We start from the raw sequence: 23,912 nt of genomic DNA, 5'->3' as shown, positions 1-23,912 counted from the left end.
GCAGCCAAAATAATGGCTGCCGTTTTCGTATACCAGGCCGAGGAACGATTTTAGCCATATGTATTAATCTAATGATAGTTGAATAAGGAAGCGACGGCATTCGATTTAATTTTGCCTTGATTCGTTTGTGATTGTAGTAATCCATGTATCGCGCTAACTCTAGCTTGAAGTGATCTACACTTTTAAATTCATTAAGATAAAGAAACTCCGACTTCATAATGCCAAAGAAGTTCTAAGGCATTCAACTTTTTTAGATAGCGTTTTCCATGCGTAGACGTTCGATTTCCGCCTGTAAAGCTTCAACCGACCCCTCAGCCGGTCCTTGCTTCTGTTTATTCATCGTACCTTGACGCCCCTTTTTCTTCGATTTTAGGGCGTCCATTCCATGCTCATTAAATTGACTGCGCCATTTCCGATTCCGAATGGTTCCCGGAGCCGCCCTCGGAGCGATCGGCTGCCGGCGTTACGCTAACGGGCAGTTTAGTCAAAATTGGAGACGGGAATAATGTAAATGTCCAGTGATTGAGTGACACCTATGCAAAGGAGAAATGTGAAATCCAGCACGTTTATCTTCGAATACTCGGTTTGTTAACTTTAGTTGTGAGTCTGATGTACTTTCCACCTGTCTTAGAGTATTTATGGAGGATAGATTCAGCACCAATTGGGCTGATTTATTGTATTATTCAAATCATCTCTGGGGTTCTCTTATGTTCAAGGAGGTGTCTTATCCAAAGTAAAATACTTTACTTTATATTGATTGGTCATCTGATTTATCAACTGACATGGAGTTATCTAATTATTGATCACATCAGAAGGCTCCATGTTATACACGTAGGACAGATTCCTTATCTATTGCATTTATTGTTGTCTGCGGCAATTGGTTTTTACTTTATAAAGTTCCTTAGAAAACGGCAAACGCTATTAAACTAACGAGGATAACAGGGCAGCCGCCACTATGATCGGCTGCCTTAGTTCAACTACGGGCAGAATAGTTCCAATAATTCCTTCCTATGAAACATTTTGCTACGAGAAGCGTTTAAATGAACGAGGTGATTGTTATCAATCTATTTAAAGTTTTTATGGTTTTCGGAATAGCTGTGCTAATTACAAGTTGTTCGTCTCAAAATAATGAAAATCATCCGGATAAAGCAAAGAACGATGTTGCTGCAACAGATGCAAAGATAATGACTCTTCCCAAGGTTGAAAAACCGTATTTGCCTGAAAAAGCGGCTAAGAACGGGGATATTGTAAATGTGCATGGCAAATTCTCGAATTTGGAGAAATGGCAAGTTTTCTTGAAAAATATTGAACAAAAAAATGCAGACGCTATTCGAATTACCCAATATACAACGGAAGGCGACCCGATTTTGTACGAGCTTTCCTTTAATGGGGAACAAATCACATATATCTATAATGATTCCATGGATGCTTTTGGCGGACAAACAAAGGGCAAACAAAACACGCTTTGTGGAGGAATCACAAAGAGAGAGCCAATGGATGAGTCAGAGGCCCCTAATGTGTATCTCCTTACAGGCTGTAAAGCCCGAGATATAGGAAACACCTTCTACTTCAGTGAAAATCATTCTTAAGCAAAAATACAGCATCCAAAAACGAGTCGTTTATTGGGCATTACTAAAACATTGGGAAAAGATTAAGGTCTTTTATTGAACTAACGGGTACGATAGTTCAATTAAGACACGAACAGCCGATCGGAAATGATCGGCTGCCTTCGCTCAACTATTCTAGCTTTCCTATGCAGTAAGAATGGCTGGTATTCGAACAGGGAAATTAGCAATAGCGCTCTCATTAACGGGCATGATTGTTCTTGTTTCAAGAACGTCCAATATGCCCAGGGTACAATGACTGGGAAAATAGTGGATCTTGCCAAAAAACAATCAGGAATAGACTTAATTGACTATTTCCGAATAATTCTGATGGCAGCTTCTATTGGTACACTTACAGCAATAGCATTATATCCATCATTTGTGGCACTCTCTAGTCGTATGGTTTCTCATTTAGAACAAGCTGGTTCGATTCCAAGAATGGCAAAAAAACTATTCAGATCGAAATTGATCTTAAACTTCTTCTATTACTTACGGATGCCGAACTGGGAAATGGCAAGAAGGCTTCTAGGCAACGGGATGCCAAAGCGATTTATGCTTATGAATTGTTGTGTCACGGCCATCTACACGGTTGGTGTCTTGGCTGCGTTATATGCTTCTTATTTGCCTGGAAACTTCAGTACAGGAGCCTCTCAAGCATCTGGTTTAATAAACGGACTGGCAACAATCATGTTAACTTTGCTGATTGATCCACATGTAGCATGACTGACAGATAAAGTACTTCGTAGAGAGGCGCAATTAGTTTCAATTAACAGCGTCTTTGGTGCATTGATGTTTTCAAGATTTTGTGGGACTTTATTGGCACAAATAATTCTGTTGCCTGCAGCATATTGGATTAAGTCAATTGTTCCGTACTTATAATACCGTTGACACTAGCGTGACGGTTCATTGAGCTGATATGAACGAGGCGGTCAATACCTCTTTTTAATGAGCAAGCCATTACTTTTGCTACATGGGCAATTAACCAGATTGGAGACGGAAGCTGGAAGTGCTTTGATTTCCGAGTTTAACGCTATAATTAATAGCGCAACCTCTGCGATGAAGTTGTGATTAATTAAGCTAACGGAGGAACGATAGTTCAGTTTTGATACGACGGCAGCCGGCCTCAGAATGATTGGCTGCCGTCGTTGTGCTAACGAGCAGCAGGATAGTGTGGTGGCAATGCTAAATAAGAACTATTGAGGGTGGTGGGATCATGAGTGCAAACGGCTGGATTATCCTAATTCTAATTTTGTTTATACCTGTTATTTATCGACTAAATAGGCGAATCGTCCATCTCGAGGAAGAAGTAAGAGAGCTTAAAAATGCCAATCGTTAACTGACCTATTGCACATTAAAAAGCGATCGGATGCCATCGTTGCGTTAAAGGGCAGTTTAGCGTGCCCAACTAAGTGGTTGCTTTCTCTCGATTGATGGAAGGCAAGTTCTATTCTTTCGCGAATTCATTAGATATGCCGAAGTTACGAATTTCGCAAAAAAATCGCGGTAGAGCAATTGGAAAGAGCATTTTAGTTTTCTATTTCTTCATAGAAAGGTGATTACGCATGAACCAAAGACCGTCAGAAGAAGAATACGCCGGGGACGCCGGCGAGTATACCCGGTTGGTGCCGGGAGGCAACATCATCGACATTCTGCTCGCCCAGGAAAAGCAAATGACCGAGCTGCTGGCATCGTTGACCGAAAGCCAGAGCGCCTATCGATATGCGGAAGGAAAATGGACGCTGAAAGAAGTCGTGGGCCACATCGCAGACAGTGAGCGCGTCATGTCCTACCGCCTGCTCCGATTTGCAAGAGGGGATCAGACGCCTCTGCCCGGTTTCGACCAGGAATTGTTCATTCCTCCTTTCGGAAGCTGGACAACCGCGCAATTGGCCGAAGACTACCGGGCCGTACGGCAATCGACGATCACACTGCTGCGCGGGTTACCGACGGAGGCATGGTTACGCAAGGGTACAGCCAACAACGTAAGCATTACGGCGCGCTCCCTCGCTTACGGCATGGCAGGACACGAGCTTCATCACATGGGGGTCATCCGAAATCGTTACTTGAGTTAGTCGTCCTTACTTTATGGCACTCTTCCCGGGTACGATAGTTGAATGGAGACACAACGGCAGCCGGCCACACGATCGGCTGCCGTTGTCCATTGAAGTAACGGGCAGGATAGTTTAATGAATTAGTGAAATATATTGAAGGTGAGCTACTTGCAAAGTTGCAAGGGGTATGACACCTATTATTGATAGGTCATTGTTTTGAGGAGTGAAGTGAACTATGTATCATACTTCGCCGGAAACGGCGCTAAAAATGAAACGGTGGCCAAAGAATACCATAGCGGCGGGTCATCGGCATTCCGTTGGTCTCCTTTCGGACGGCACGGTAATGGCTGTGGGGAGAGTGGACGAAATACTGAAAATCAAAGGAGACTTAAGAGAAATGTTTATTGAATTCGAAACATCTGAACAGACGATGCAGTCATGAAGAAAAAAATCTTGCAAGTCATTCAACAAATTTCATGGATTATAATAGTAGTCAATAAAGGGCCATCCATTATAGGGTGGCCCTTCAAACTTGCCGGAAACCAACCTGTTAGACCATGCCGAAAAGACACGATTTAGGAAACCACAATCCCCCTTATCACCCTGACATGATTGTAATTGTACACGAATACACTTGATTGAGAACAAAGGGAATATATCAAGAATGGAGGGTTGGTATGATTAGAAATCGAGTTTCAGTAATGCTGGTGCTCGCGATTCTGGTGCTGTCCGGGTTGGGACTAGCCGGCTGCACGAGCGACGGCTCCGGGAAGGAAATTGCCGTCATGGTGCCGAGCGCGGATCATGGTTGGACGGGGGCTGTTCTGACTTACGCACAGGAGAAGGCAGATGAGCTGAATAAGGACGATGCGGTGAAGGAGAAATTCAAAGTCAAGGTGTTTGCAGCGACGGATGTGGAGAACCAAATTAAGCAAGTGGATGACCTCTTGAGTAAATCGGGCAGCATAGGCGGCATTGTTATTCTTCCGTACGATAACGGTCTTCAATCGACGCTGGAGAAAATTGCGGCCGCAGATATCCCCTTTGTCCAATTCGACCGTGTCATAACGAGTCCGATGATCGATGAGAAGGTGGTCTCGAACGTAAAGGGCGATAACGAAGGCATCGGTTATGAGACGGCTAAGCGATTCGTTGAGAAGGGTCTCACCAAGGACGATTATGTCTATGAAATGATCGGAGACAATTCCTCCGTGCCGGAGCTTCGTTCGAACGGATTCAGGACATACCTAAGCGAGCAAGGCTGGACAAAAGAAGAGATCGACAAGACAGTGGTGAAATCCGCAGCCACCGGCTGGAGCCGCGATACAGGGAAGGAGCTGTTCGAATCGTGGTTCGGCAGCGCCCAGCTTGATACCTCCAAGGAGAATTGGATCTTCACGCACGATGATGAAATCGCTATCGGCGTCCTGGAATCTCTAAACGGTTCAGCCCTTGATGCAGGCAAGAAGGAAGCGTTTCTGAAGCAGCTGAAGGCACTGGGCGCCTCTTCGGGTCTTGCCGAAATGCATGCAATTTTGAAAGACAAACATCAGACAATAGCACGCCCGTCCACATTCGATATCTTTTCGGTAACCTACGATCCGGCTATGATTCAAGAGGCCATGCAGGTGATGACGGACTTCCTCATGAAAAAAGGAACAGTCGAGCAGGATCACGTCATTCCGGTTAAGGTCGTCGATGCCGGCAACGTAGCGGATTTCAAGGCGTTCGGCACGTACGAAGAGAAATAGTACGGTAAATAAACCGCTCATGAGATGATCGTGCTTATGAGCGGATTAGCCTAATATACAAGGTGAGTGGGGGCATATGGGACTGCTGAAGATGGACGGCATCACCAAAGCGTTCTATGGAGTTACTGTGCTCGACCGCGTTAGTCTGAGCGTTAACCGGGGAGAAGTACACGCCTTGCTCGGAGAGAACGGTGCGGGCAAATCCACGCTGATGAACATCCTGGCTGGCGTTCATAGCAAGGATAACGGCCTGATCTCTTTCGACGGCAGGGAGATCGCCCAACACAGCATCAAATCGGCCGAGCAGCACGGGATTGCCTTTGTTCATCAAGAACTGAATATATTTAACGATTTGCGTGTGTACGAGAATGTGTTTCTGGGCAAGGAGCTGACCGGTCCCCTCGGCAGATTGCGAAAGAAAGAGATGGTTGATCAGACAAGCGCGTTGATGGGTAAACTGGGTGTCGATATAGACCCTATGGAATACGCAGGCAGCCTGGATACGGGGAAAAAGCAGCTGCTGGAAATCGCGAAGGTGCTGCAGGGGGAAGCGAAGCTTTTTATACTGGATGAGCCTACCACAGCGCTGAACAACGAAGAGATTGAGCGGCTGTTCTTTATTATCCGAAGATTGAAAAATGCCGGCAAAAGCTTCATCTTTATCTCCCACAAGATGCCGGAGATCTTCCGGATTGCGGACAGCTTCACCGTGCTTCGCAACGGAAAGCTGGTTGTATCGAATGACATCAAGCACACCACGCCGGAGGAAATCGCCAGACATATGGTCGGGGAACGGTATTCATCCGATGTAGGGTATGAAGAGCGCACGGCAGGTGTTGCAATCGTAGAGATACAACAGCTCTCCGGCAGGCGGTTTCACAACGTCAACTTGACCGTGAAGAAGGGTGAAATCATTGCATTTACAGGCTTGGAAGGCGCTGGCTGCTCGGAGCTGTTGCAGACGATCTTCGGCGTATTGCAGCCTCATAGCGGCAGGCTTCTCATCTACGGCCGAAGCCTCCAGCCTCACAGCATCCGAAGCGCGATGAAGTTAAGAATAGCGATGGTGCCCGCCAACCGCAAGGAAAACTCCGTCATCCCGGACCTCAACCTGCTCGAAAATACTTACCTCTCCGAGCACGCGATTCATTCCAGACAGAAGTTTATATTCAAAAAACGAGAGCTTCAGACCTACGAGGAGTTGAGAAAAAAGCTTGCAATCAAGGCGGGCAGCTATCGGGACATGATCACAAGCTTGTCAGGCGGAAACCAGCAGAAGATCATCCTGGCGCGGTCGCTGCGCACCAACGCGGACCTTATTCTTTTCGACAACCCGACGCAGGGGATTGACATCGGTGCGAAGCACGAAATATATAAGCTTATTCTCGAGCTGGCCAAGCAAGGAAAAACAATTATTGTCAATACACTCGAGATGACAGAGATTCAGAAAATTGCGGACCGTTGTGCGGTGTTTTATCGCGGGACCATTACGGCGATTCTGAACCGGGAAGAAATCAACGAAGAACGCGTCATGCTCCATGCGACAAACGCCATTGTTCCGGAGGAGAGGAGTGCGGCGGAGAATGAGCGTCAACTATAAGCATCTGTGGTCCAACTATAACTACATTATCGTCTTTATCGGCATATTCATTGCCTTCTTGTTTACGAATGGCAGCGGTACATCCTGGACCAGCATGACGAATATATTGCTTCACAGCGCCATTCTGGGGACGATTGCGCTCGGAATGGGATTCATCATTCTTACCGGGGATATCGATCTCTCTGTCGGCTCCTCCTTCGTCCTTGTCGGCGGGCTGACCATTATCGTTTACAACCAAGTGGATAACATCTTTGCAGGGCTGATCATCGCCATTCTGCTCGGAATGGTGTGCGGCTTCATTAACGGCGTGCTTGTTGGCTGGCTGCTGATGCCTTCGTTCATCGTCACTTTGGCAACGATGCTGATCTTTAGGTCGATCTCGCAATATATGATGAATGAGCGGGGTGAAACGAGATACAGCGTGGACGGATCATTATCCAGCTATTCGGCGCTGTTTAAGCTCGGCAATGGAGAATTGCTAACACTCCCCGTCATTGGCATTATTTTTATCTGTATCGCAGTGGCTCTCACGTACATATCGTCCTCTACCAAATTCGGAAAGCGTGTCTATGCGCTCGGAAGCAATCCGCGCGCTGCTAAGCTAGCCGGTATCGATATTCATTGGACCAGAATCAAGGTATTCCTGCTAAGCGGCGCATTGGTGGGATTTGCAGCGTTCCTGAAGATTGCGAAAGATACTTCCTTCGACCCGGCAACGTCCGGTCAGAACTTCGAGCTCTATGCCATTGCTGCCGTTGTCATCGGCGGAATCAGCATGTCCGGCGGGAGAGGGAAAGTGGCGAGTATCGTGTTCGGCACCATGTCATTCACAATGATCGATAAAATCATAACGGCGGTCGGAATGAATGCGTTGTTGAACGATTCAGTAAAAGGGTTGATTCTCCTTGCCGCTGTAGGGTTACAGATGGTGAAGCGGCAATCAAGGTCGGGGTAGGGAGCGAAGTTGGAGGCCGCTGAAAAAGTCGGAAAAGGTACATTTTCCTCAAATTTAAGGGGAATGTACCTTTATTATTTTAATGTATAACGGCGAAAAGGTTGAAGGGGCTTGGTAATAGGCCGTGAGTATAGTATACATTTGAAGGAGGCGGTTAGATGAAACAACTCGTAATTAGTCATGTTTAGGTTCAGGTCAAAGATTTATTGCAGCTTGTCACATGGGCGGGAGGGATTTCGGTGCAAAACCAACCAAACGGATTTCGTTTGCATTCGACCTGTTATATTTGCAAAAGAGAGTTTGGGGTCTTCGAGGGAACTCAAGTTTACGACCGAGTGGAACGAAACCGAAAAGGTATGCATTACTGCGAGGATTGCAAGTACAGGAACTTGAAGCACGCCTGCAGTTCTCTTGAAACAATCTATTATGTGGCGAATGATTATAATCTTAAAGCAGGTGCTAAGTGGGGTTTATTGGAAACATTTCCATTTCTGATGCGTCTAAATTTAATGGTAAGGACAAATTTCAAATTTAACATATAGGAGCTGAAATAGTGTCAAATCACGCTTACAAGATATTAGGAACAGTATTAATGATTGTTAGTGGACTGATTTTTACTCTTGAAAGATGCATTGCTAATATTTCGAACTCCCTCATTGTGGCTGGTTTCGCATCACACGGTACAACTACTGACTTAAAGCTAGTAGAATACCCCAAAATTAATGATAATTTATTTGTTTTATTTTTTTTCATTATTGGAATTCTGATATTTGCTTATGGGTTAATCAACAAACGTTGAACTAACGGGTACGATAGTTGAATGAAGACGCAACGGCAGCCGGTCGATCGGCTGCCGTTGTTTATTGAAGTAACGGGCAGGATTGCGCAAGCGTTGAGGCGAAATATAAGAAAAAAAACTAACCATATTCATGTGTTCTTAAGGGGCGATTGTACTGAATACTGCTGATTTAAAAAAATTCATGGATGAGAATAAGCCTTTTGAGGAAGCAAAGCAGGGCTTCTGGGGTTGGATAAATTCTTGGAAAGCGGATGACCCTGAAGATTATTTTGAGTTATTCGGAAACGAGGATATCTCCTCAATAAAGCTAACAAACGAGCGAATCGCACTGGTTATTAATTGTAGATATGATACACCTATTGAGTTCGTACAAACCACCATAAACGTAATTTATAAAGAAGACCTTATTGCGAAGTATCACTATATGCAGGATTTTCATGGCGAAGCTTTGGATGATGCGTTAAGCTTCGAAAAATACTCAATACTCACCAGAGAAGATTAAACTAACGGGTACGATAATTGAACAACAACAGCGGCAGTCTAAGACTTTATTTATCAAGTCTTGTTCTGTCGCTGCTTTGTTTATTGGACCCTGTCTAAAACTTATTTTTAAGAAGCTGATGATTCTTTAATTCAAAAACGTTGTTAACTCAACGACTCTAGTCTAAGAATATATTTTCACAGAACAGTTTTCCTATTGGCTAAATAAACCTGTCTATTTCACCGCACCTTCCGCAAATAGCTCGGTCGTGACGGTGAATCGAATATCGGCACGGCTCAGCTCAGCCCCCCAGCACAGCCTTGTACAACAAATCCCCGGCTATCGCAATCTTACGACCGCGCAAAAATGAGGTCGACCAGTAAGTTCTGGTGACCTCATAATACGAACGGGCAGGATAGTTCCAATATGCGGTATTATAAATTAACACCTGCTATATTTCAATGCGGTCACGTAAGGAGTAACTCATGGAATGATCGCCTCGATTACGGCTCACATCGTTAACGTCATCAAGCCCGATCGGCATGCCGGTCGGCTTGTCATTCGCATTTCGGGAAATGCGTTACCCTCGGGCGACGAAGCGAAGCGGCAAGCTTTTGACGCCATGGACGATGAAACCGCGCGTGGGTTCGAGCAGATCGTCGTTCGTTCTGGCGAGTCCGGGCAGCCGGTCCATGATCGCCAATAGCGCGATCTTCGCCTCCAAACGGGCGAGCGGGGCACCGAGACAGAAATGAATGCCTTGGCCGAAGGCCAGATGCTGATTGGATTCTCTAGCGATATCGAAACGCATGGAATCGTCGAACTTGGTTTCATCCCGATTGGCCGAGCCGATCCAAGCCACGACCCGGGTCCCCTGCGGGATCGTATGTCCTCCAAGCTCCACGTCCTCTTTGGTCATACGGAACATCGCTTGCACCGGAGAACGGAAGCGAAGAACTTCTTCAATGGCGCTCCCCAGCAAATTCGGATTGGACTGAAGCTTCTTCCACTCGTCCGGATGCTCCAGCAGTGCCCGGACGGCATTCCCGATCAGATTAGTGGTCGTCTCGTTGCCGGCAACCAGCAGCAAGCGGCAGAAGGACAGCACTTCGGATTCTGTCAGGTGGGAGGAGCCCTCCTCGGCGGCGAGCAGTGCACTGATCAAATCGTTCTGCGGGTCACTCCGGCGCTGCGCGATAATTCTTCTAAAATATTCGTTCATCTCCATATTAGCCTGTCTGGACGTATGTTGGCCTCCGATGACGGCATCGGCGCTTGCGACGATTTCGTCCGACCAAGCCTTAAAGCGCTCCCGATCGTTGGCGGGTACTCCCATCAGTTCGGCTATGACGATAACTGGCAGCGGGTAAGCAAAATCCCGGATCAGATCGATCTCCCCGCCGGGAATGACTACGTCCAGGAGCTCTCCGGCGATCTGCGTAATTCTTGGCTCAAGAGCGGCGACGGCCTTCGGCGTAAATGCGCGGTTCACCAGTGAGCGCAGATCACTATGCCTCGGGGGATCGATATTGATCAGGCTGAAACCCTCCGGCTGCTTATGCGAATCGGCATCTCTGGGCGGCGCGCTTGGCCGTGAGGAAAACCGGGAGTGATCAGAGAGGACGGTTTTCACATGATCGTAGGTAAAGACAGACCACAATTGAAGCGGTTCCATGTACGCGACCGGTTGATTCCTTCTGAACGTCTCGTACACGGGATACGGATTCAAAAGAAATTCAGGGGATAACAGGTTGGTCATAATCGACACATCCTTTCAAAATGGTTTACTATGATGATAACGCCAAAAAGTGGAAGACACAAATGATCCGGTTGTACGGTCAGGTATGTTCGATGGAAAAACCGCCGGTGAACTAAGGAACTTGGTTGACGACCTTCTTTTCGGCAACGAGTTTCCTGGTCTGGCCAGCCTCGTAAAATTGATAATGATAAAAATGGATATAGTCCAATCGGTTATGCATTTCGGAATTCAGGGACAGATGTGCTCTTTTTTCTTCCGCTCCTTAGAAGCGATTACGGAGTTGAGGGATTGATTCGAAGGTTGAACAAAAAAAGGACTGCTCAGGGTTTCATGAAAATGACATCCCCGAGTAGTCCCTTTATGTCGTACAAGAAAGTAAGAAACCTGCTGTACAACAAACAAATGGTGAAGCCATTTCTACTTTATTGAATCGACTCCGCAAGGACGCGGTTCTTCATTAATCTTGAGCTGGCAAGTTTCAATAGGTGGGGTTATCCTCGGATTTTCTTTTCAGCATCAGCAAAACACCCGCTACAACCAGAGAGATAGACGCTGCGGTTTGTCCAATGAAGTGAAAGCTGAAGATTGTTCCCAGCGTGAAAGCGATAAAGAAGATGATAGAAGCGCTCCCGAGAATGAACACCGGCACAAGAATCCACCGGTTTCGTTTGCCGAACCAGTAGAATTCAAACAGTCCGAACGCTACAGCCATCGGAAAAGCCGGCCACATATAAGCCCAGCTGTCAAACAGCATGGAGATCTGGCAGACGATGCCGGCCCCGAATAAAATACCTCCCGGAATTAACAACCCAACCCCCCTGCGCTCTGTCGCATAGAAATACATCCAGTGAAACAGCAGCCCAAGCGGAATAACGAATAAACTTGGCCAAAAATAAGCCATGACCTTGCCTGGTCCCATAACATTGTCCCGGTTTGTAAATAGGAATATTCCGAACAAGACCAATAGTGCGCCGAGTGGTGCTTTTTTAGACACAATCTTTTCCTCCGTTCGTTTTCATAGGCTTCCTAAATCGTAACATGAGTATGTTTATTGTAAAATCTGCTTGAGGATGATTTCTTCTCAGTCTTCAGACTGAGAACCAGCAGACGACCTCTCAAAACTAACACTTGCGGAGCTGACGCTGCTAGCGGCGGTGACGTCCAGATGCCGGATTCGCATGCCTTCCGTACTAACAGAACCGATGTGACTCACGGCAGCGCTCAACTAACGGGCAGGATCAGTGCAACTATTATATATAAAACGGCGTCCTAATATATGGAATTTTCACATTTAACATCTCGGATAGCTTAGCAGTTGAACAAATGGGGATGTGTTACACTTTAGGATAATAGGAGGTATTACAAGTTATGTATGAATATATTTTTGTTGAAACCTCTCTAGGAGGGCTTTGGTCCGATCCTACACATCGGGAAACTATTCAAAAATATGCTAAAGAAGGGTGGCGCCTAGCTCAAGTTCTTCCTACAAATTATAGCATGGATGGAAAGCCAGCCTTTTGCGATATCATTTTTGAAAGGCTATTAAAAGAATAGCCGATTATCGTTGAGCTAGCGGGTACGATAGCTCAATGCATCAAGGAGCAGTTTGCCGTCGGCAACTGCTTCTTTTTCATTATGCTAACGGGCAGTGTAATGCAACTATCCAAGTATTGGAAACGTAAAACTAATGGATAAGGTTGTGGGTGTTCAAACCATATTGCCACATGAGGAAGGCGATCACATGAAAAGAATGATTATAATATGTTCATTTCTCGTACTTCTTTTAGGTTGTTCGCAAATTGAAGTGAAACCCGATAACCCAGTGCATACCACTCTCTTGATGAAAACCTCCATTGATCGGCAAGATTACGCTCGCTTTACTTAGTTGTTTTCTGAGGGAGGGCTAATAGTGTGCCGAAATCCGATTTTGAGGAGTTAAAAACCCTATCCTCCGCTAGTACACTCTTCAATAATTACGAATTGGTAAGGTTTGATAATGGAAATATGCTTCTGGTCAGACTGACTCCACCGAATGAAAATGGACAAGTTGAAATCGAGGATGCGAAAATAGTTCCAGAGGAAATGAAAAGTTTATTTGATTGCTAATATCGCTTTTATTTAATAAGTCATTTGAGCGGAAGGAACGATAACACTATGAAATCATCCCTGAGAGAGATACATGCTTCTCATGAAACAAGACTTGCAAGCTATGCCGCCGTGTCCACCGCCTTAACGTTGCTCAGCGATGAGCGGCTTCGAGAGCGAGTGGAACATGCTGCGATTATGGGGACTGGCATCGGTGGTACAACGGCGTTATTGCAACTCGAAGACACGTCAGTCTTTATGAAAATAATACCGCTGACGGAAATAGAAAGACGTACTCCGAATATCATGTCCACTAGAAACGTATTCGAACTCTCTCCGTTTTGCCACTATGGCATAGGTTCACCAGGGGGTGGCGTGTGGCGTGAGATCGCCGCCCACACCATGACCACCAACTGGGTGCTGGCGAAACAGTGTGAGAGCTTTCCGATAATGTATCACTGGCGGGTGTTACGCGGTTTGAAACGAAGTGCACCAATCTCTGACGAACTGAGCGATGTTTCCGGCATGGTTGAGTTTTGGGGATCCGAGACAGTGGGGAATCGTATCGAGGCAATTATGGACGCAGCGGATAGTGTTGTACTGTTCTGTGAGTATATTCCTCATAACCTTCACGACTGGCTTATCGAACAGGTAGCTATTGGTGAGAAGACATCCACCTCTGCTTTCTCTATGGTGGATTCCCACTTGCGGTCTGCTGTCTCGTTTATGAACACGAATGGATTACTCCATTTCGATGTTCACTTCAGAAACATTTTAACCGACGGACACCGTGTTTATATTACGGACTTCGGACTTGCAACGTCTTCTCGGTTTGAGCTGTCCGAAAATGAATCGGAGTTTCTCGATCGGAACAAGGCTCATGATGGGTGTTATGTGGTTACAGAGTTCGTGAACTGGCTTGTAACGGTGCTAAACGGTGCGAAGAATCATACAGAACGTGTAGACCTCATACGCCGATATGCTGAGGGTGATAAGTCAATCGAGGTGATGGAGGCAGCAACGTTATTTATTAAACGGTACGCTCCGATAGCCTTAGCGATGAATGACTTCTACATGAATCTCGGTTCGGTGAGCAGAACCACTCCATTTCCAGTTGAGGAAATTCAACGAATTTGTACAACAACTGGGTTTGAGCCACTAAGATCATGATGACTATAAGTGAACGGGGTTTAGGCAAGCGGATCATTGATTTGTGTGAAGGAGGGGAACGCATGAGGATGATACTATTAGTTTTTTTATTGGTGTCTTTCCTCACAGCAGGTTGTGGTATACAAAATAAGCAGTCAAACTCTTATCCAAGTGCCATAGCCTGGAATAATATCCTGTACGGACTTTCGATTGAGGAGGTTTCCATTGGAGAAATCGGCAAGGAGATTGGAAAGATTAAAAGACAAGAAACCCCTATGCCGAAAAAAAATGGGGACTCAAATGACCAACGTATGCCAACAGGAAGTATGTTGTTTGAGATAAAAGGAAAAGACCCCACTCAAGTAATTGCAGTAAAAGTAAATGATAAATATTATAATGCTTCAAAACTGGGACCTCTGAATTAAACTAACGGGCAAAATTACGCAATAAACACATTAACTTTACGTATAGGAAGTAAATGAAAACAAAGGCGGAATACAAGCGGATCTTCAACTAAGTACGGCACTAATTCAGAGTATAACCTTGCTAGTAATAGTGTTTCTGGGATTCGTAGTCTATAGGGTTGTAAAACGGAGAAAATAGTCATGCAACATGCGATTGAATTAACTGGGAACGATAATACAATAAACATCTTTGATGAAGCTGCCAGCACGTTCGGTGGCTTCATAAAGTTAACGGCAGGATACTTCCATAAGTCGGGTTGTTTGATTCGTTACCTTACTGGATAAAATCACTTATTGGAATCGTAGTATTAATAGCATTGATATTTAGAGGAATACGTGGAAATAAAAAATTACAACGATGAAATTAGCGGTTCCTGGTAGTATTGCTGTAGTTAGATAAAATGAAAGTGCCCACCTTTTGCAGGTGGGCACTTTTTAATTTGTTGCTTCTGGACGATCCAGCTGCCAAGTACCCATTAAACAACTTTACTTAGACCTTTGATCGGGGGGTTATTTATGTTTTTTCGTGTGAGTTAACCTCTCACTAATTATGAAAACGAGCCTTGGTAAATCAACGTTTTCTCAGTTGTTTTCTTAATTCTGACATCACACATAAATGCGTGGTGTCATAAATACTGAGAAAATTTTATCTAGCGATCAATAGAAAGGAGTCATCGACGAGATTACATTTTGGTCTATTGGATTCGAATTTCGAAATTGACAAGGACTTGATCTCATTCCCGTCGATTGGCAGGCAAGCGCATAATGAAACGGCTGAGTATTGCTACTATGATCGTAGGGATAGACATACGAATACTGTACGGGAGTACCCCCCTCCGAGTAGTCGCTGCCATCCACATCCAGGCCATCCCGCAAAAAAGGAGCAACAAGCGTCCACTGCCGCAGCCCAGATCAAGCGCGGGTTGTCCGGACGTCTCGATCAGTTTCTTGTAGTACGCCGCTTCCGGACCAACTTCCGTCCACAATTCGGCATGCGCCCGAGCGACAAGGCCATAGTGCCATATTTCGCGCCCCCTTTTCTTCTTTCCAAGAGTGGTAGCTGGTATAAGAGCAAGCAGACCTGACACAATGAACCGATCATTAAGATGATCGGTTTCATTGATCGGATTTATGTGCTTAGCATGTATCGCCCATCGAAATATATAGTTCGATTTTGTTTTTCAGATGTTCTTTTTCCTGAAGTCCAACAAATTGTTCTACCAGATAACCGTCTTTAAAAAGCATTAATGTTGGAATAGTCCTCACACCGTATTCCGATGCAAGTTCCGTTTCATTATCAATATCCACTTTCACGACGGCAGCATGTGATTTCATTTCTTCAGCCAATTCTTCTACGATCGGCAACTGAATTTTACATTGGCCGCTCCATGTCGCATAAAAATCAACGAGCGTAACCCCATGTTCGATCTGTCCACGAAAATTTTCCTTGTTAACTGAGGAAATTACCATCTTGTTGAAACCTCCTTCTCTTCGATGCCTTCATCTTAACCTGCTATTGTGCTACCGATTAACCTGCTATTGTGCTACCGAATTTCTTGTATCTGCATTCTTATAACCTCCTTGTAAACAGTAATGTGTAAACTATTTTGTATTTCCGCTCCTCTGTGCTATAAATAAATATATTTGCGATAAGTTGGTGTAAGAGGATATAACCAAGTATAGCGGCGATTACGAATAAACAGAATAAGTTGACGAAACGGTTTTCTGCTTCCAAGTTTCACGATGAAAGGATAAATCATTATGATTGATCATGTGGATCTCAAGATACTGGCTTTATTAAGGGAAAACTCAAGAATACAATGGAAGGATATTGGTAAAGAAATACATATGACTGGACAGGCTGTGGGAAATCGCATTCGAAGGTTAGAGGAATTAGGCATCATTGAACAGTATACGATTGGGACAAATAAGGCGAAACTTGGACAGCCTGTGACTGCGTTTATTACGATTTTTGTGGATGCAGCCAATCATCCAGCATTTCATGCGTTTTTCAATGCGGAAGAGGCGATTTCCGAAGTACATCGGGTCAGTGGGGATGGATGCTCCTTTTTGTTAACCGCACACTTTGCCTCCAATGAAGAAATGCAATTACTTCTTGACCGCATCTTAAAATATGGCCACTATCGCGTTAACCTATCAACTGGAAAATTAAAGTCCTAAAAGGAGACCGTGCGAAAAAAGACCATCATACAAAAGAAACCGAAAAACGGCACTCGTCGTTCGTTATGTCAGTCCCCTTGTGATAACAAGCCTTCTTTTACCTGCCGGTATGCTGCAGAAATACACATCAAAACTCCTGTTGTTACAAAAACACCAACTGGAAACCACCAGCTACCCCATTCTAAAGATATAAGAGGCATTAACGAAACCCCGAATGCAACAGGAACAGGGGCCTTAAACAAATAACCAAGCATGAATGTAATCAATACATTTACGACACCGACCCAAATAATTGAACCTGCCAATAAATGATAGACTCCAACCGAAAGAATGGCCGTTGTCGTCAATAGCGCCAAACGAAGAGGAATCAATTTCCAGGTGAATTTGGCATTATGAAAGAGCTCGAAAATAAGGACAAACAGAGGTGGAACCACCAGAACTTTCAAGTCTGTTGCGTATGCCAGCCCAATCCAAAGGGCTAATATCATGGTTACGATTACGGTATCCGTTTTCTTTCGAAAACTAACCAATCCTTCGGGCAACCGATCTGCGCTTCTCCATTTAAAAGCGGCTAACATAATTACAAACGTAAAGATCCCAGTGGAAATGGCAAAAACAAAATCATGCAGATTTAAATAGATCGGCAGCAGCGCAGCAGGAATCGTTGGCGCAAAATTGATTCGAAATACATGCATGAGAATGATAACAATCACGAGTCCAAGCCACATTTTCATCAGAGGGGTCAAGGATAAATCGTTCGATACAGTACCCAAGCATGCACCTAAGGTCGGGGAAAGCCAAAGGTGAGCCGGCTTCTTGATCCAATGCGCTACCGGCACCGCCATAATTCCCATGGCCATACCAGCAATTTCAGGAAAGAGAATGTCCCTTTGTCGTAGAACTACACTACTAACAAGCATAATAATGACCAACAAATAAGCGGATAAAAAACCTTTGGATTTCAAACTGCTCCAAACCATTTCAATAATTCTCCTTTTCGACCTCAATCTTGATTCCTACAAATCCTGAAAAGGATTGCGCATACCGCAACCTTATTTCCGGCATCTCCTCCGTATTTTCGCAATAAACGGCCTGCGAAGAGCCTTACCCCCTGCATTACGCACACAATTTATGACCCCTCGTATCTTCCCTGGAATGCATGCTCTTCGAACGAAGGCGAGTTGGTGACGTCGGACGTCGTAAGTCGGCGCAAGAGGATATAAGTAAGTATAGCGACGATTACTACTAAACAGAATAAGTTGATGAAACGGTTTTCCGCTTTCAATTTTCATGATGAAAGGGTATAAGAAATGTGATTGTTAACTTGGAGCTCAAAATACTGGGCTTATTTAGGGAAATCTTAAGAATGAAATGGAAGGATGTGGGTAAATAAACGCATATGACTCGGAGGTCGTCGTCGTCCGTTGTCCGTTAAGAAGAACATTGTCCGATTGAACTCCGCGCAAATCGCGGACTTTTTTAGTTATCGGTTCAAGTGCATGTCATTTGGAGATGACAAGGACTTTAAGCATAGTAAGCCATTGTTAATGGCGATGAGGGATAAAAATCATTGCTTGTTGGAAACTTAAGATTGGTTACGAAGGAAAATGAAAGGAGCATGTCTAATGAATCAATCCGCAGATGCAATGACGGCAAAGGAGTTGGAGTATATCGCCGATTCCATGTCCAATGAGGATTTATTGCTGAAACAATGCGCAGTCGCCTCTTCAACTGTCCAAAACCCGGCCATAAAACAAACCGTAGACCAGTTCAAGATGAAACATACGCAGCATTATCAAACGCTGCTCAACATGATGGAGCAACATCGAACGATGGCTCCAACGCAACCCCAACAATAAGAGGAGGACGTCAATGAATAGTCAACTCACGTTACCGGAAGAAGATATCGCAAATACCATTTTGGCAGACTTAAAACGCGTCACTAGAGAATATGCGACGGCTGCAACGGAATCCGTTTGTCCGCAAATCCGGACGATGTTTTCGAATCTGCTGAATGAAACCCTTACGATGCAAGGCGAATTATATACGGTTCTGAAGCAAGCGAACCTGTATAACGCGTCTTCTCCCGTTCTTCAACAAGAAATCGACAAACAACTTGCGCAGTACAAACAGACGCAGCAGAAAACAGCGCATTTCGCGGAACAAAGCGCCGTTCATATTCAATGATGGCGGTCAGAATTGCAGGGCAGAAGAGAACGGGAGCGGGGTGATAACAAGATGGAATCCGCAAACGAATTCGTGAATAAAGTCAACGAAACGCAAGAAAAGCAACGGAAAAACACGGAGAAACAGGGAAAAGGCAAGCCGTCGCAGAAACTCCAAAACGTACAGCATACGAATAACCCATAAGTGAATGTATAACAAAATACTTAGAAACGAAGGACCGTCTACATGGTTTAATCCATGACGACGGTCTTATTATTATTTTCAGGATGGTTGATGATCAAGTAACTCCGATCCGCACTATCTAGCGTTGACCCACGTCTAATTCACATAACGGCGGAAATTCTTCGTCCGGCGTACGAGCCTGCAGTGCCGCATATAACGGTGCGTGCTTTTTTTCTGCGTATGGCTGTTCCAGTTTTTACGTCGGATGCAAACATAATGCCGCTTGGAGACGGAATAAACGCGAAATCCACGGCGAACGCAGACCGAGAGCCATTTGGAATCCGTACCGGCTTTCCGGTTAGCGGGGAATTTGACCCGGCGCCATACCGACTTGCGAAATACCAGCGTACCGCCTTTGACTTTACGCTTGTATTTCCTCTCGCCGCCTCTCCGGAACACCATCAGCGCCCGCTTGGCTTTGAAATAGAGGTAGGAGGTATGCTTGCCGACGATGGATGCCTTCCCGTGCTTAATCGCGCGAGCCGCCTCCCGAAGAAACTTAGGGCCGTAGTAATCATCGTCGTCGAACTTGGCGATGAAGCCGTTTTCTGCTTTTTTAATCGCATAGTTCAGGCATTTGCCGAGCCTGTATTTCTGAGGCAACTGGTATACGGTGACTTCGCCTTCCGGATATTGGCTTGCCCGCTCCTTGTAGACCTCAATGTCCATTTTGTTATTGTTCAGAACGATGATCATCTTCTTGTTCTTCCATAATTGACGATCATAATTTTCGAACACGTTATCGATGCAAGACGACCTTATCGTGCAAGCGATCACGGTAATCATCTAATCCTCATCTCCGTTCGATGTGGGTTGGAGCTTCGGCGTTCATCCGGCCATCAGGTTGGCCAAGAAGACAAACCGCAAGCTCATCATGGCAGGCACCCTGAACGACAAGAAATATTACAAAGCCAAAATCAAGCCGCATCTGGGCAAAAAAATCCGCTACATCGGGCCCGTCGGAGGCGACCGCAAGCGTAAGCTGCTGGCTTTTCCTTCATCGGCCTGCCGAGGAAGAGCAGGTACTTTTGTTTCCTTTTCTTGAATAGGCATACACTCTAGGATATGAGCGGACTTCCCGGCGGGGCACGGCTCTGATGGCCAATATCAAGTGAAAACAGTCTCAAAAACTTGGCTAGCGAGGGAAGAGAGAGTCTCGATCTTTGGTGTCGTAAAAACTTATCCGCTCAAGGTCATTGTGGCGGGCCATGGAAAGCAGGTGCCGGAGAACGATGCGTATATGTACGAGACGGAGCTGCTGAATCTCGGCGGATTCGAATTCCGGATGACCGAGAATCTCGAAATCGCCCAAAGGCTCGGACGAGTTCTTTACTCCTTGACCGGTGATGCTCTTGTTAAGGTGGAGAATGGAGCCTGCATCATTCCTGTCAATGTCCTGTCACTTTCGCCGGCACAACTTCTCGTTTGGTCCTCCTTGGTCAACGAGCAGCTGCAAGCGGAAGATTTCGGGCCCGATGAAGCTATTATTCTTTGCGCCGGAAAGAAGTATCGCGGCTCTCTTCCCATCGGCACCGCCATCGCCCATGGCATCAGCATAAGAGCCTATTTTCATTACGTTTTCCCTCCAGGATACGATATCATCATGCCGACAATTATTGGCAATATACTGATATATTCCGTATAAAGGAGGGAAACACGTCCGGCTAGTTGGAATTGAATCAAAAGGCTTATTTTCTAATTATAACTAAGTCTTTGAAACTCATCCGATCAAAACTTCGCATCGGCTGGCAGCCGATTAACGCTTTTGAATGTTCTTGCCGCCTTTTTTCGCGTTTTGTCCGCCTTCGTTGGCATAGGTGCCGATGTTGCGGTTGATTTGCGAGTTGCCGCTTACCCGTTGGTATACCGTGATATGCTTGTTGACCGTGATGTAATAAATCGAGATGTTCTTGCCGCCGTGCTTGAATTTTCGCATTTTTCCATGACCTCCATGCTTGTATTTCGTACAGGATATGTCCGTTTCGCCATCCTGCTTATGTGGATGTCCAAGTGCCGGCAAGATGGGTGACAAGTATGCGCGAATGCCGGTTCATGATATAATGGCGGGGTAAGCCAAGCATTTCCATTCATTTAAAATTTTTGCAGGGAGCGTGCAGGGATGTCGGTTGAAGTGTATTTGAATTTTAACGGCAATTGCAGGGAAGTCGTCGAGTATTACGCGGACGTTTTCGGTACGGACAAGCCTAAATTCATGACGTTCGGGGAAGTTCCCGCCGATCCGTCGTATCCGGTTCCGGAAGAGGCGAAGTCGATGATCATGCATTCGCGCTTGAAAATCGGCGGCAGCACCGTCATGTTCTCCGACGTTTTCCCCGGCATGCCGTTCGTCCAAGGCACCAATATCACGCTTGCTTACGTGACGGAGGATCGGGAAAGCCTCGAGCGCGTGTTCAATCAGCTGCAGGACGGCGGCCAAGTCGTGATGGCGCTGCAGGAAACGTTCTGGAGCAAATTGTACGGCAGCGTGACCGACCGTTTCGGTATCCAATGGCAGTTGAATTTGGGCATCGGCGAGTGGTAACCGGCGACTTTCAAGGCTAACCTGCTCCTAAAATATAACGCTGCACCAAGAAAGAAATTATACTCGCATTGCAGCTCACACCCCGGCGGTGTGAGTTTTTTCTTGTTACGGGGTAATAGGGACAGACAAGAAAGGAGCGTCCGCCATGCGTCTGTCCGAACGAATTTCATCCTGGAGGCACGCCGCCATGACGCTGCTGATCATTGCGGCCAGCCTGGAATACGCGGTTGCGCACACGCCATATCACGGGGCGTTGAAGTCGGTTAAGGTTGCGGCGGCGCTTGTGCTTGCCTGGGGGTTCTACAGGGATCAGCGGCTCGTGTTCGCGAACTGGCAGATGAAGCTTTCGCGGCAGATGCTGCTTCACGTCGCGCTGCTTCTCCTGGCGCTGCTCGGTTTCCAGGCGTCCGTTGCCGCGATTCAAATCATCGTTCGGGAAACGAACGCATACGGACCGGATTCCGCGCAGGGGCTGGAAACCGCGTTGCAGATGGCGGTATATCCGCTCCTGACCGCGGCGTTATGCATCGGCACGAACGGCTACGCAGCTTGGCTCAGGCGCAACTCGAAGCATTTGACGATGCTGCTGTATCTGTTCGTGTGGGTATGGTTCGGTTCGTATTATTACTACATGGCGAGCCGGACGATGGGGGACGACTTCGTGTTCTCGGAGCAGGCGAAGATACAAGCGACGCTCAAGGGGATAGCGGCTGACGGCCAGTACGATGAGTACGACGAATATCGGCTGAAGGAGATTTTGGAGAAAGCGCAGTATAAGAAAGATTACCTGAACATGGAAGGGAACGCTTATCTGACGCTGGATGCGACCGGCATCGATTGGGGCGAGATCTATGAGCATCTGTTCGCGAGGGAAGGCTATGCGTACTATTCGTTCGAGGTGTCGGGCAAGCCGCTCGTCATCGAGCCGGCCATGCTCGATTACGATTCCATGGCTGCCTGGGAGAATGAACTCGGCAAGCGATACACGGAAGTGGTCGTGAAGCTGTATCCGGCCGAGGAGCCGGGCCAAGCGAACGAGAACGGGGTGCGATATACCGAGGGAAACGGCGGAGAATCCGTTGACGGAGCACCGCCGAAGAAATCCGTCAAATCGCTGACGCTCTATTTTGCCGGTCGGGATTACGCGCATTTCAAGCAAATCTTCGAACGCGACCCGGCAGACCGCCATCTGAGCCGGTTGATCGCGGCTTCCCATACGCTGCCAGACAGCAAGTTTCTCGAACTGTACGTCGGCATCAACGGGTACGTGAATTATCGCATCGAGGACTTCTGGTACTTCAGCGCGATCACGATCACGACGCTCGGGTTCGGCGACATAACCCCGAATTCCGGCCCCATCAAAGTGGCGGTCATGATCGAGACGCTGCTCGGCGTGCTGCTCGTCGGCATCTACGTCTCGCTGGTCAGCAGCAGGAAGCGGGAATCCGGTTGAATTCCTTCGGCTCAGAGCAGGGCGAGCGCGACGTTGACGCTGTCTTGGAGCGTTTGCCGGTCCGGCGCGGTCTTGGCCATGACGTACAGGCCGCTGCGCAGGGTGACGAGAAACCGCGACAGTTCGCGGAGCGTATGCTTGCCGCGCAGTTTGTTTTGCTTCTGGGCTTGCAGCAGGAAGTCATAGAACCGGGACTCGATATCCAACGAATACGCTTCGATGCGGGTGGAGATCGTCGGATCGACGGCGCCGAGCTCCATGGCCGTATTGGCGATAAAGCATCCTCTGCGGGAGCTGTCCGGGCCGATCGCATTGTCGATGACGGCATCGAAATACAGGGCCAGCAGCTCCTTAGGCTCGCCCGGCTCATCGAGAATCTTCAACCGATTAAAGGATTTTTGCCGGAATCGGTCCAAGCAGGACAGGAAAAACTGATTCTTGTCGCCGAACGTATCGTACAGGCTGCCGCGATGAACGCCCGTGTGGTCGACGAGATCCTGAACGGACGTGCGTTCGTAACCTTTGCTCCAAAAAAGCTCCATCGCCTTGTCAAGCGCGAGCTCCTGATCGAATTCCCTAGGACGTGGCATGAAGATAACCCCCTTTCGAACAGTATAGCGATTAAAGAA

24 protein-coding genes and 4 pseudogenes are annotated in these 23,912 nt (G+C 46.6%); 19 read left to right on the top strand and 9 right to left on the bottom strand.

What is annotated here, in order from left to right:
• Positions 1-94: 94 nt before the first annotated feature.
• Both AC50YL_RS11665 and AC50YL_RS11660 read right to left on the bottom strand, forming a co-directional pair.
• A pseudogene (locus AC50YL_RS11665) lies at positions 95-232 on the bottom strand (IS3 family transposase); the annotation flags it as partial.
• Positions 233-234: 2 nt separating this feature from the next.
• Positions 235-415: pseudogene (locus AC50YL_RS11660) on the bottom strand (IS3 family transposase); the annotation flags it as partial.
• Positions 416-1,040: 625 nt separating this feature from the next.
• Between AC50YL_RS11660 and AC50YL_RS11655 the strand changes: the two are divergent.
• The 8 genes and pseudogenes from AC50YL_RS11655 to AC50YL_RS11620 all read left to right on the top strand — a co-directional run bounded on the left by AC50YL_RS11655 (position 1,041) and on the right by AC50YL_RS11620 (position 9,262).
• Positions 1,041-1,589 carry a DUF4362 domain-containing protein gene (locus AC50YL_RS11655; protein ID WP_494832054.1) on the top strand — a complete coding sequence of 183 codons (549 nt, stop codon included), beginning with the start codon at positions 1,041-1,043 and terminating at the stop codon, positions 1,587-1,589.
• Positions 1,590-1,764: 175 nt separating this feature from the next.
• Positions 1,765-2,483 (top strand): annotated as a pseudogene (locus AC50YL_RS11650) (lipid II flippase family protein).
• Positions 2,484-3,166: 683 nt separating this feature from the next.
• On the top strand, positions 3,167-3,676 hold the full coding sequence (locus AC50YL_RS11645; RefSeq protein ID WP_494832052.1) for a DinB family protein: 510 nt from the start codon (positions 3,167-3,169) through the stop codon (positions 3,674-3,676).
• A 214-nt stretch (positions 3,677-3,890) separates the two neighbouring features.
• Positions 3,891-4,022 (top strand): annotated as a pseudogene (locus AC50YL_RS11640) (RCC1-like domain-containing protein); the annotation flags it as partial.
• Between the two features lie 310 nt (positions 4,023-4,332).
• Positions 4,333-5,406 (top strand): substrate-binding domain-containing protein, encoded by a 1,074-nt coding sequence (locus AC50YL_RS11635; RefSeq protein WP_494832050.1) that lies wholly within the window; start codon positions 4,333-4,335, stop codon positions 5,404-5,406.
• Positions 5,407-5,482: 76 nt separating this feature from the next.
• Complete coding sequence (locus AC50YL_RS11630; RefSeq protein WP_494832048.1) at positions 5,483-7,006, top strand: sugar ABC transporter ATP-binding protein; 1,524 nt, start codon at positions 5,483-5,485, stop codon at positions 7,004-7,006.
• Complete coding sequence (locus tag AC50YL_RS11625) at positions 6,990-7,961, top strand: ABC transporter permease (RefSeq protein ID WP_251657892.1); 972 nt, start codon at positions 6,990-6,992, stop codon at positions 7,959-7,961. The genes AC50YL_RS11630 and AC50YL_RS11625 overlap by 17 nt, the downstream gene beginning before the upstream one ends.
• 980 nt (positions 7,962-8,941) lie before the next feature.
• On the top strand, positions 8,942-9,262 hold the full coding sequence (locus AC50YL_RS11620; RefSeq protein WP_494832045.1) for a hypothetical protein: 321 nt from the start codon (positions 8,942-8,944) through the stop codon (positions 9,260-9,262).
• Positions 9,263-9,821: 559 nt separating this feature from the next.
• Here AC50YL_RS11620 and AC50YL_RS11615 read toward each other — a convergent pair.
• Positions 9,822-11,000 carry a cytochrome P450 gene (locus AC50YL_RS11615; RefSeq protein WP_494832044.1) on the bottom strand — a complete coding sequence of 393 codons (1,179 nt, stop codon included), beginning with the start codon at positions 10,998-11,000 and terminating at the stop codon, positions 9,822-9,824.
• A gap of 478 nt (positions 11,001-11,478) precedes the next feature.
• Positions 11,479-11,994, bottom strand: a complete 516-nt coding sequence (locus AC50YL_RS11610) for a hypothetical protein (protein WP_494832042.1) — start codon at positions 11,992-11,994, stop codon at positions 11,479-11,481.
• A gap of 374 nt (positions 11,995-12,368) precedes the next feature.
• On the opposite strand from AC50YL_RS11610, the gene AC50YL_RS11605 reads away from it, so the two are divergent.
• The 3 genes from AC50YL_RS11605 (at position 12,369) to AC50YL_RS11595 (ending at position 14,659) form a co-directional block, all read left to right on the top strand.
• Positions 12,369-12,554: a DUF4177 domain-containing protein gene (locus AC50YL_RS11605; protein WP_494832040.1), complete on the top strand. Its 186-nt coding sequence runs from the start codon at positions 12,369-12,371 to the stop codon at positions 12,552-12,554.
• Positions 12,555-13,154: 600 nt separating this feature from the next.
• The gene (locus tag AC50YL_RS11600) at positions 13,155-14,255 is read left to right on the top strand and encodes a protein kinase domain-containing protein (protein WP_494832038.1); all 1,101 of its coding nucleotides are present in this window, start codon (positions 13,155-13,157) and stop codon (positions 14,253-14,255) included.
• Between the two features lie 62 nt (positions 14,256-14,317).
• Complete coding sequence (locus tag AC50YL_RS11595) at positions 14,318-14,659, top strand: hypothetical protein (RefSeq protein WP_494832036.1); 342 nt, start codon at positions 14,318-14,320, stop codon at positions 14,657-14,659.
• 1,176 nt (positions 14,660-15,835) lie between these two features.
• Here AC50YL_RS11595 and trxA read toward each other — a convergent pair.
• Positions 15,836-16,168 (bottom strand): thioredoxin, encoded by a 333-nt coding sequence (trxA, locus tag AC50YL_RS11590; RefSeq protein WP_494832034.1) that lies wholly within the window; start codon positions 16,166-16,168, stop codon positions 15,836-15,838.
• Positions 16,169-16,459: 291 nt separating this feature from the next.
• On the opposite strand from trxA, the gene AC50YL_RS11585 reads away from it, so the two are divergent.
• On the top strand, positions 16,460-16,879 hold the full coding sequence (locus AC50YL_RS11585) for an Lrp/AsnC family transcriptional regulator (protein ID WP_494832033.1): 420 nt from the start codon (positions 16,460-16,462) through the stop codon (positions 16,877-16,879).
• A 68-nt stretch (positions 16,880-16,947) separates the two neighbouring features.
• Here the strand turns inward: AC50YL_RS11585 and AC50YL_RS11580 are convergent, their stop codons facing one another.
• A complete protein-coding gene (locus tag AC50YL_RS11580; RefSeq protein ID WP_494832031.1) occupies positions 16,948-17,859 on the bottom strand; it encodes a hypothetical protein in 912 nt (303 codons plus the stop codon).
• A 645-nt stretch (positions 17,860-18,504) separates the two neighbouring features.
• On the opposite strand from AC50YL_RS11580, the gene AC50YL_RS11575 reads away from it, so the two are divergent.
• The 3 genes from AC50YL_RS11575 to AC50YL_RS11565 are packed head-to-tail and all read left to right on the top strand — an operon-like array spanning position 18,505 to position 19,249.
• A complete protein-coding gene (locus AC50YL_RS11575; protein ID WP_494832030.1) occupies positions 18,505-18,738 on the top strand; it encodes a hypothetical protein in 234 nt (77 codons plus the stop codon).
• A 13-nt stretch (positions 18,739-18,751) separates the two neighbouring features.
• Positions 18,752-19,066, top strand: a complete 315-nt coding sequence (locus AC50YL_RS11570) for a spore coat protein (RefSeq protein ID WP_494832028.1) — start codon at positions 18,752-18,754, stop codon at positions 19,064-19,066.
• Between the two features lie 51 nt (positions 19,067-19,117).
• The gene (locus AC50YL_RS11565; RefSeq protein ID WP_494832552.1) at positions 19,118-19,249 is read left to right on the top strand and encodes a DUF4023 domain-containing protein; all 132 of its coding nucleotides are present in this window, start codon (positions 19,118-19,120) and stop codon (positions 19,247-19,249) included.
• A gap of 135 nt (positions 19,250-19,384) precedes the next feature.
• On the opposite strand, the gene AC50YL_RS11560 is transcribed toward AC50YL_RS11565, so the two are convergent.
• Positions 19,385-20,074: a glycosyltransferase family 2 protein gene (locus AC50YL_RS11560; protein ID WP_494832027.1), complete on the bottom strand. Its 690-nt coding sequence runs from the start codon at positions 20,072-20,074 to the stop codon at positions 19,385-19,387.
• Between the two features lie 58 nt (positions 20,075-20,132).
• On the opposite strand from AC50YL_RS11560, the gene AC50YL_RS11555 reads away from it, so the two are divergent.
• Together AC50YL_RS11555 and AC50YL_RS11550 are read left to right on the top strand one after the other, a co-directional pair.
• Positions 20,133-20,333 carry a hypothetical protein gene (locus AC50YL_RS11555; RefSeq protein ID WP_494832026.1) on the top strand — a complete coding sequence of 67 codons (201 nt, stop codon included), beginning with the start codon at positions 20,133-20,135 and terminating at the stop codon, positions 20,331-20,333.
• 66 nt (positions 20,334-20,399) lie between these two features.
• Positions 20,400-20,933 carry a hypothetical protein gene (locus AC50YL_RS11550; RefSeq protein ID WP_494832024.1) on the top strand — a complete coding sequence of 178 codons (534 nt, stop codon included), beginning with the start codon at positions 20,400-20,402 and terminating at the stop codon, positions 20,931-20,933.
• A gap of 111 nt (positions 20,934-21,044) precedes the next feature.
• On the opposite strand, the gene AC50YL_RS11545 is transcribed toward AC50YL_RS11550, so the two are convergent.
• Positions 21,045-21,224 carry a hypothetical protein gene (locus AC50YL_RS11545; protein ID WP_161742077.1) on the bottom strand — a complete coding sequence of 60 codons (180 nt, stop codon included), beginning with the start codon at positions 21,222-21,224 and terminating at the stop codon, positions 21,045-21,047.
• A 183-nt stretch (positions 21,225-21,407) separates the two neighbouring features.
• On the opposite strand from AC50YL_RS11545, the gene AC50YL_RS11540 reads away from it, so the two are divergent.
• A complete protein-coding gene (locus tag AC50YL_RS11540; RefSeq protein WP_494832023.1) occupies positions 21,408-21,830 on the top strand; it encodes a VOC family protein in 423 nt (140 codons plus the stop codon).
• A gap of 187 nt (positions 21,831-22,017) precedes the next feature.
• Entirely contained in the window at positions 22,018-23,283 is a 1,266-nt protein-coding gene (locus AC50YL_RS11535; RefSeq protein ID WP_494832022.1) for a potassium channel family protein, read from the top strand.
• A gap of 11 nt (positions 23,284-23,294) precedes the next feature.
• On the opposite strand, the gene AC50YL_RS11530 is transcribed toward AC50YL_RS11535, so the two are convergent.
• Positions 23,295-23,873, bottom strand: coding sequence for a TetR/AcrR family transcriptional regulator (locus AC50YL_RS11530; protein WP_494832020.1), 579 nt, complete (start codon positions 23,871-23,873; stop codon positions 23,295-23,297).
• Positions 23,874-23,912: the final 39 nt, after the last annotated feature.

Source organism: Paenibacillus sp. J22P277 (assembly GCF_059383675.1).
Note: the sequence above shows the minus strand (reverse complement) of the source record. Positions and strands in the feature narration are given on the sequence as shown.

Coding starts and splice junctions, on each gene's coding strand:
- AC50YL_RS11655 (WP_494832054.1), top strand. CDS start 1,041: ATGAACGAGGTGATTGTTATCAATCTATTTAAAGTTTTTATGGTTTTC.
- AC50YL_RS11645 (WP_494832052.1), top strand. CDS start 3,167: ATGAACCAAAGACCGTCAGAAGAAGAATACGCCGGGGACGCCGGCGAG.
- AC50YL_RS11635 (WP_494832050.1), top strand. CDS start 4,333: ATGATTAGAAATCGAGTTTCAGTAATGCTGGTGCTCGCGATTCTGGTG.
- AC50YL_RS11630 (WP_494832048.1), top strand. CDS start 5,483: ATGGGACTGCTGAAGATGGACGGCATCACCAAAGCGTTCTATGGAGTT.
- AC50YL_RS11625 (WP_251657892.1), top strand. CDS start 6,990: ATGAGCGTCAACTATAAGCATCTGTGGTCCAACTATAACTACATTATC.
- AC50YL_RS11620 (WP_494832045.1), top strand. CDS start 8,942: ATGGATGAGAATAAGCCTTTTGAGGAAGCAAAGCAGGGCTTCTGGGGT.
- AC50YL_RS11615 (WP_494832044.1), bottom strand. CDS start 11,000: ATGACCAACCTGTTATCCCCTGAATTTCTTTTGAATCCGTATCCCGTG.
- AC50YL_RS11605 (WP_494832040.1), top strand. CDS start 12,369: ATGTATGAATATATTTTTGTTGAAACCTCTCTAGGAGGGCTTTGGTCC.
- AC50YL_RS11600 (WP_494832038.1), top strand. CDS start 13,155: ATGAAATCATCCCTGAGAGAGATACATGCTTCTCATGAAACAAGACTT.
- AC50YL_RS11595 (WP_494832036.1), top strand. CDS start 14,318: ATGAGGATGATACTATTAGTTTTTTTATTGGTGTCTTTCCTCACAGCA.
- trxA (WP_494832034.1), bottom strand. CDS start 16,168: ATGGTAATTTCCTCAGTTAACAAGGAAAATTTTCGTGGACAGATCGAA.
- AC50YL_RS11585 (WP_494832033.1), top strand. CDS start 16,460: ATGATTGATCATGTGGATCTCAAGATACTGGCTTTATTAAGGGAAAAC.
- AC50YL_RS11580 (WP_494832031.1), bottom strand. CDS start 17,859: ATGGTTTGGAGCAGTTTGAAATCCAAAGGTTTTTTATCCGCTTATTTG.
- AC50YL_RS11575 (WP_494832030.1), top strand. CDS start 18,505: ATGAATCAATCCGCAGATGCAATGACGGCAAAGGAGTTGGAGTATATC.
- AC50YL_RS11570 (WP_494832028.1), top strand. CDS start 18,752: ATGAATAGTCAACTCACGTTACCGGAAGAAGATATCGCAAATACCATT.
- AC50YL_RS11565 (WP_494832552.1), top strand. CDS start 19,118: ATGGAATCCGCAAACGAATTCGTGAATAAAGTCAACGAAACGCAAGAA.
- AC50YL_RS11560 (WP_494832027.1), bottom strand. CDS start 20,074: ATGATTACCGTGATCGCTTGCACGATAAGGTCGTCTTGCATCGATAAC.
- AC50YL_RS11545 (WP_161742077.1), bottom strand. CDS start 21,224: ATGCGAAAATTCAAGCACGGCGGCAAGAACATCTCGATTTATTACATC.
- AC50YL_RS11540 (WP_494832023.1), top strand. CDS start 21,408: ATGTCGGTTGAAGTGTATTTGAATTTTAACGGCAATTGCAGGGAAGTC.
- AC50YL_RS11535 (WP_494832022.1), top strand. CDS start 22,018: ATGACGCTGCTGATCATTGCGGCCAGCCTGGAATACGCGGTTGCGCAC.
- AC50YL_RS11530 (WP_494832020.1), bottom strand. CDS start 23,873: ATGCCACGTCCTAGGGAATTCGATCAGGAGCTCGCGCTTGACAAGGCG.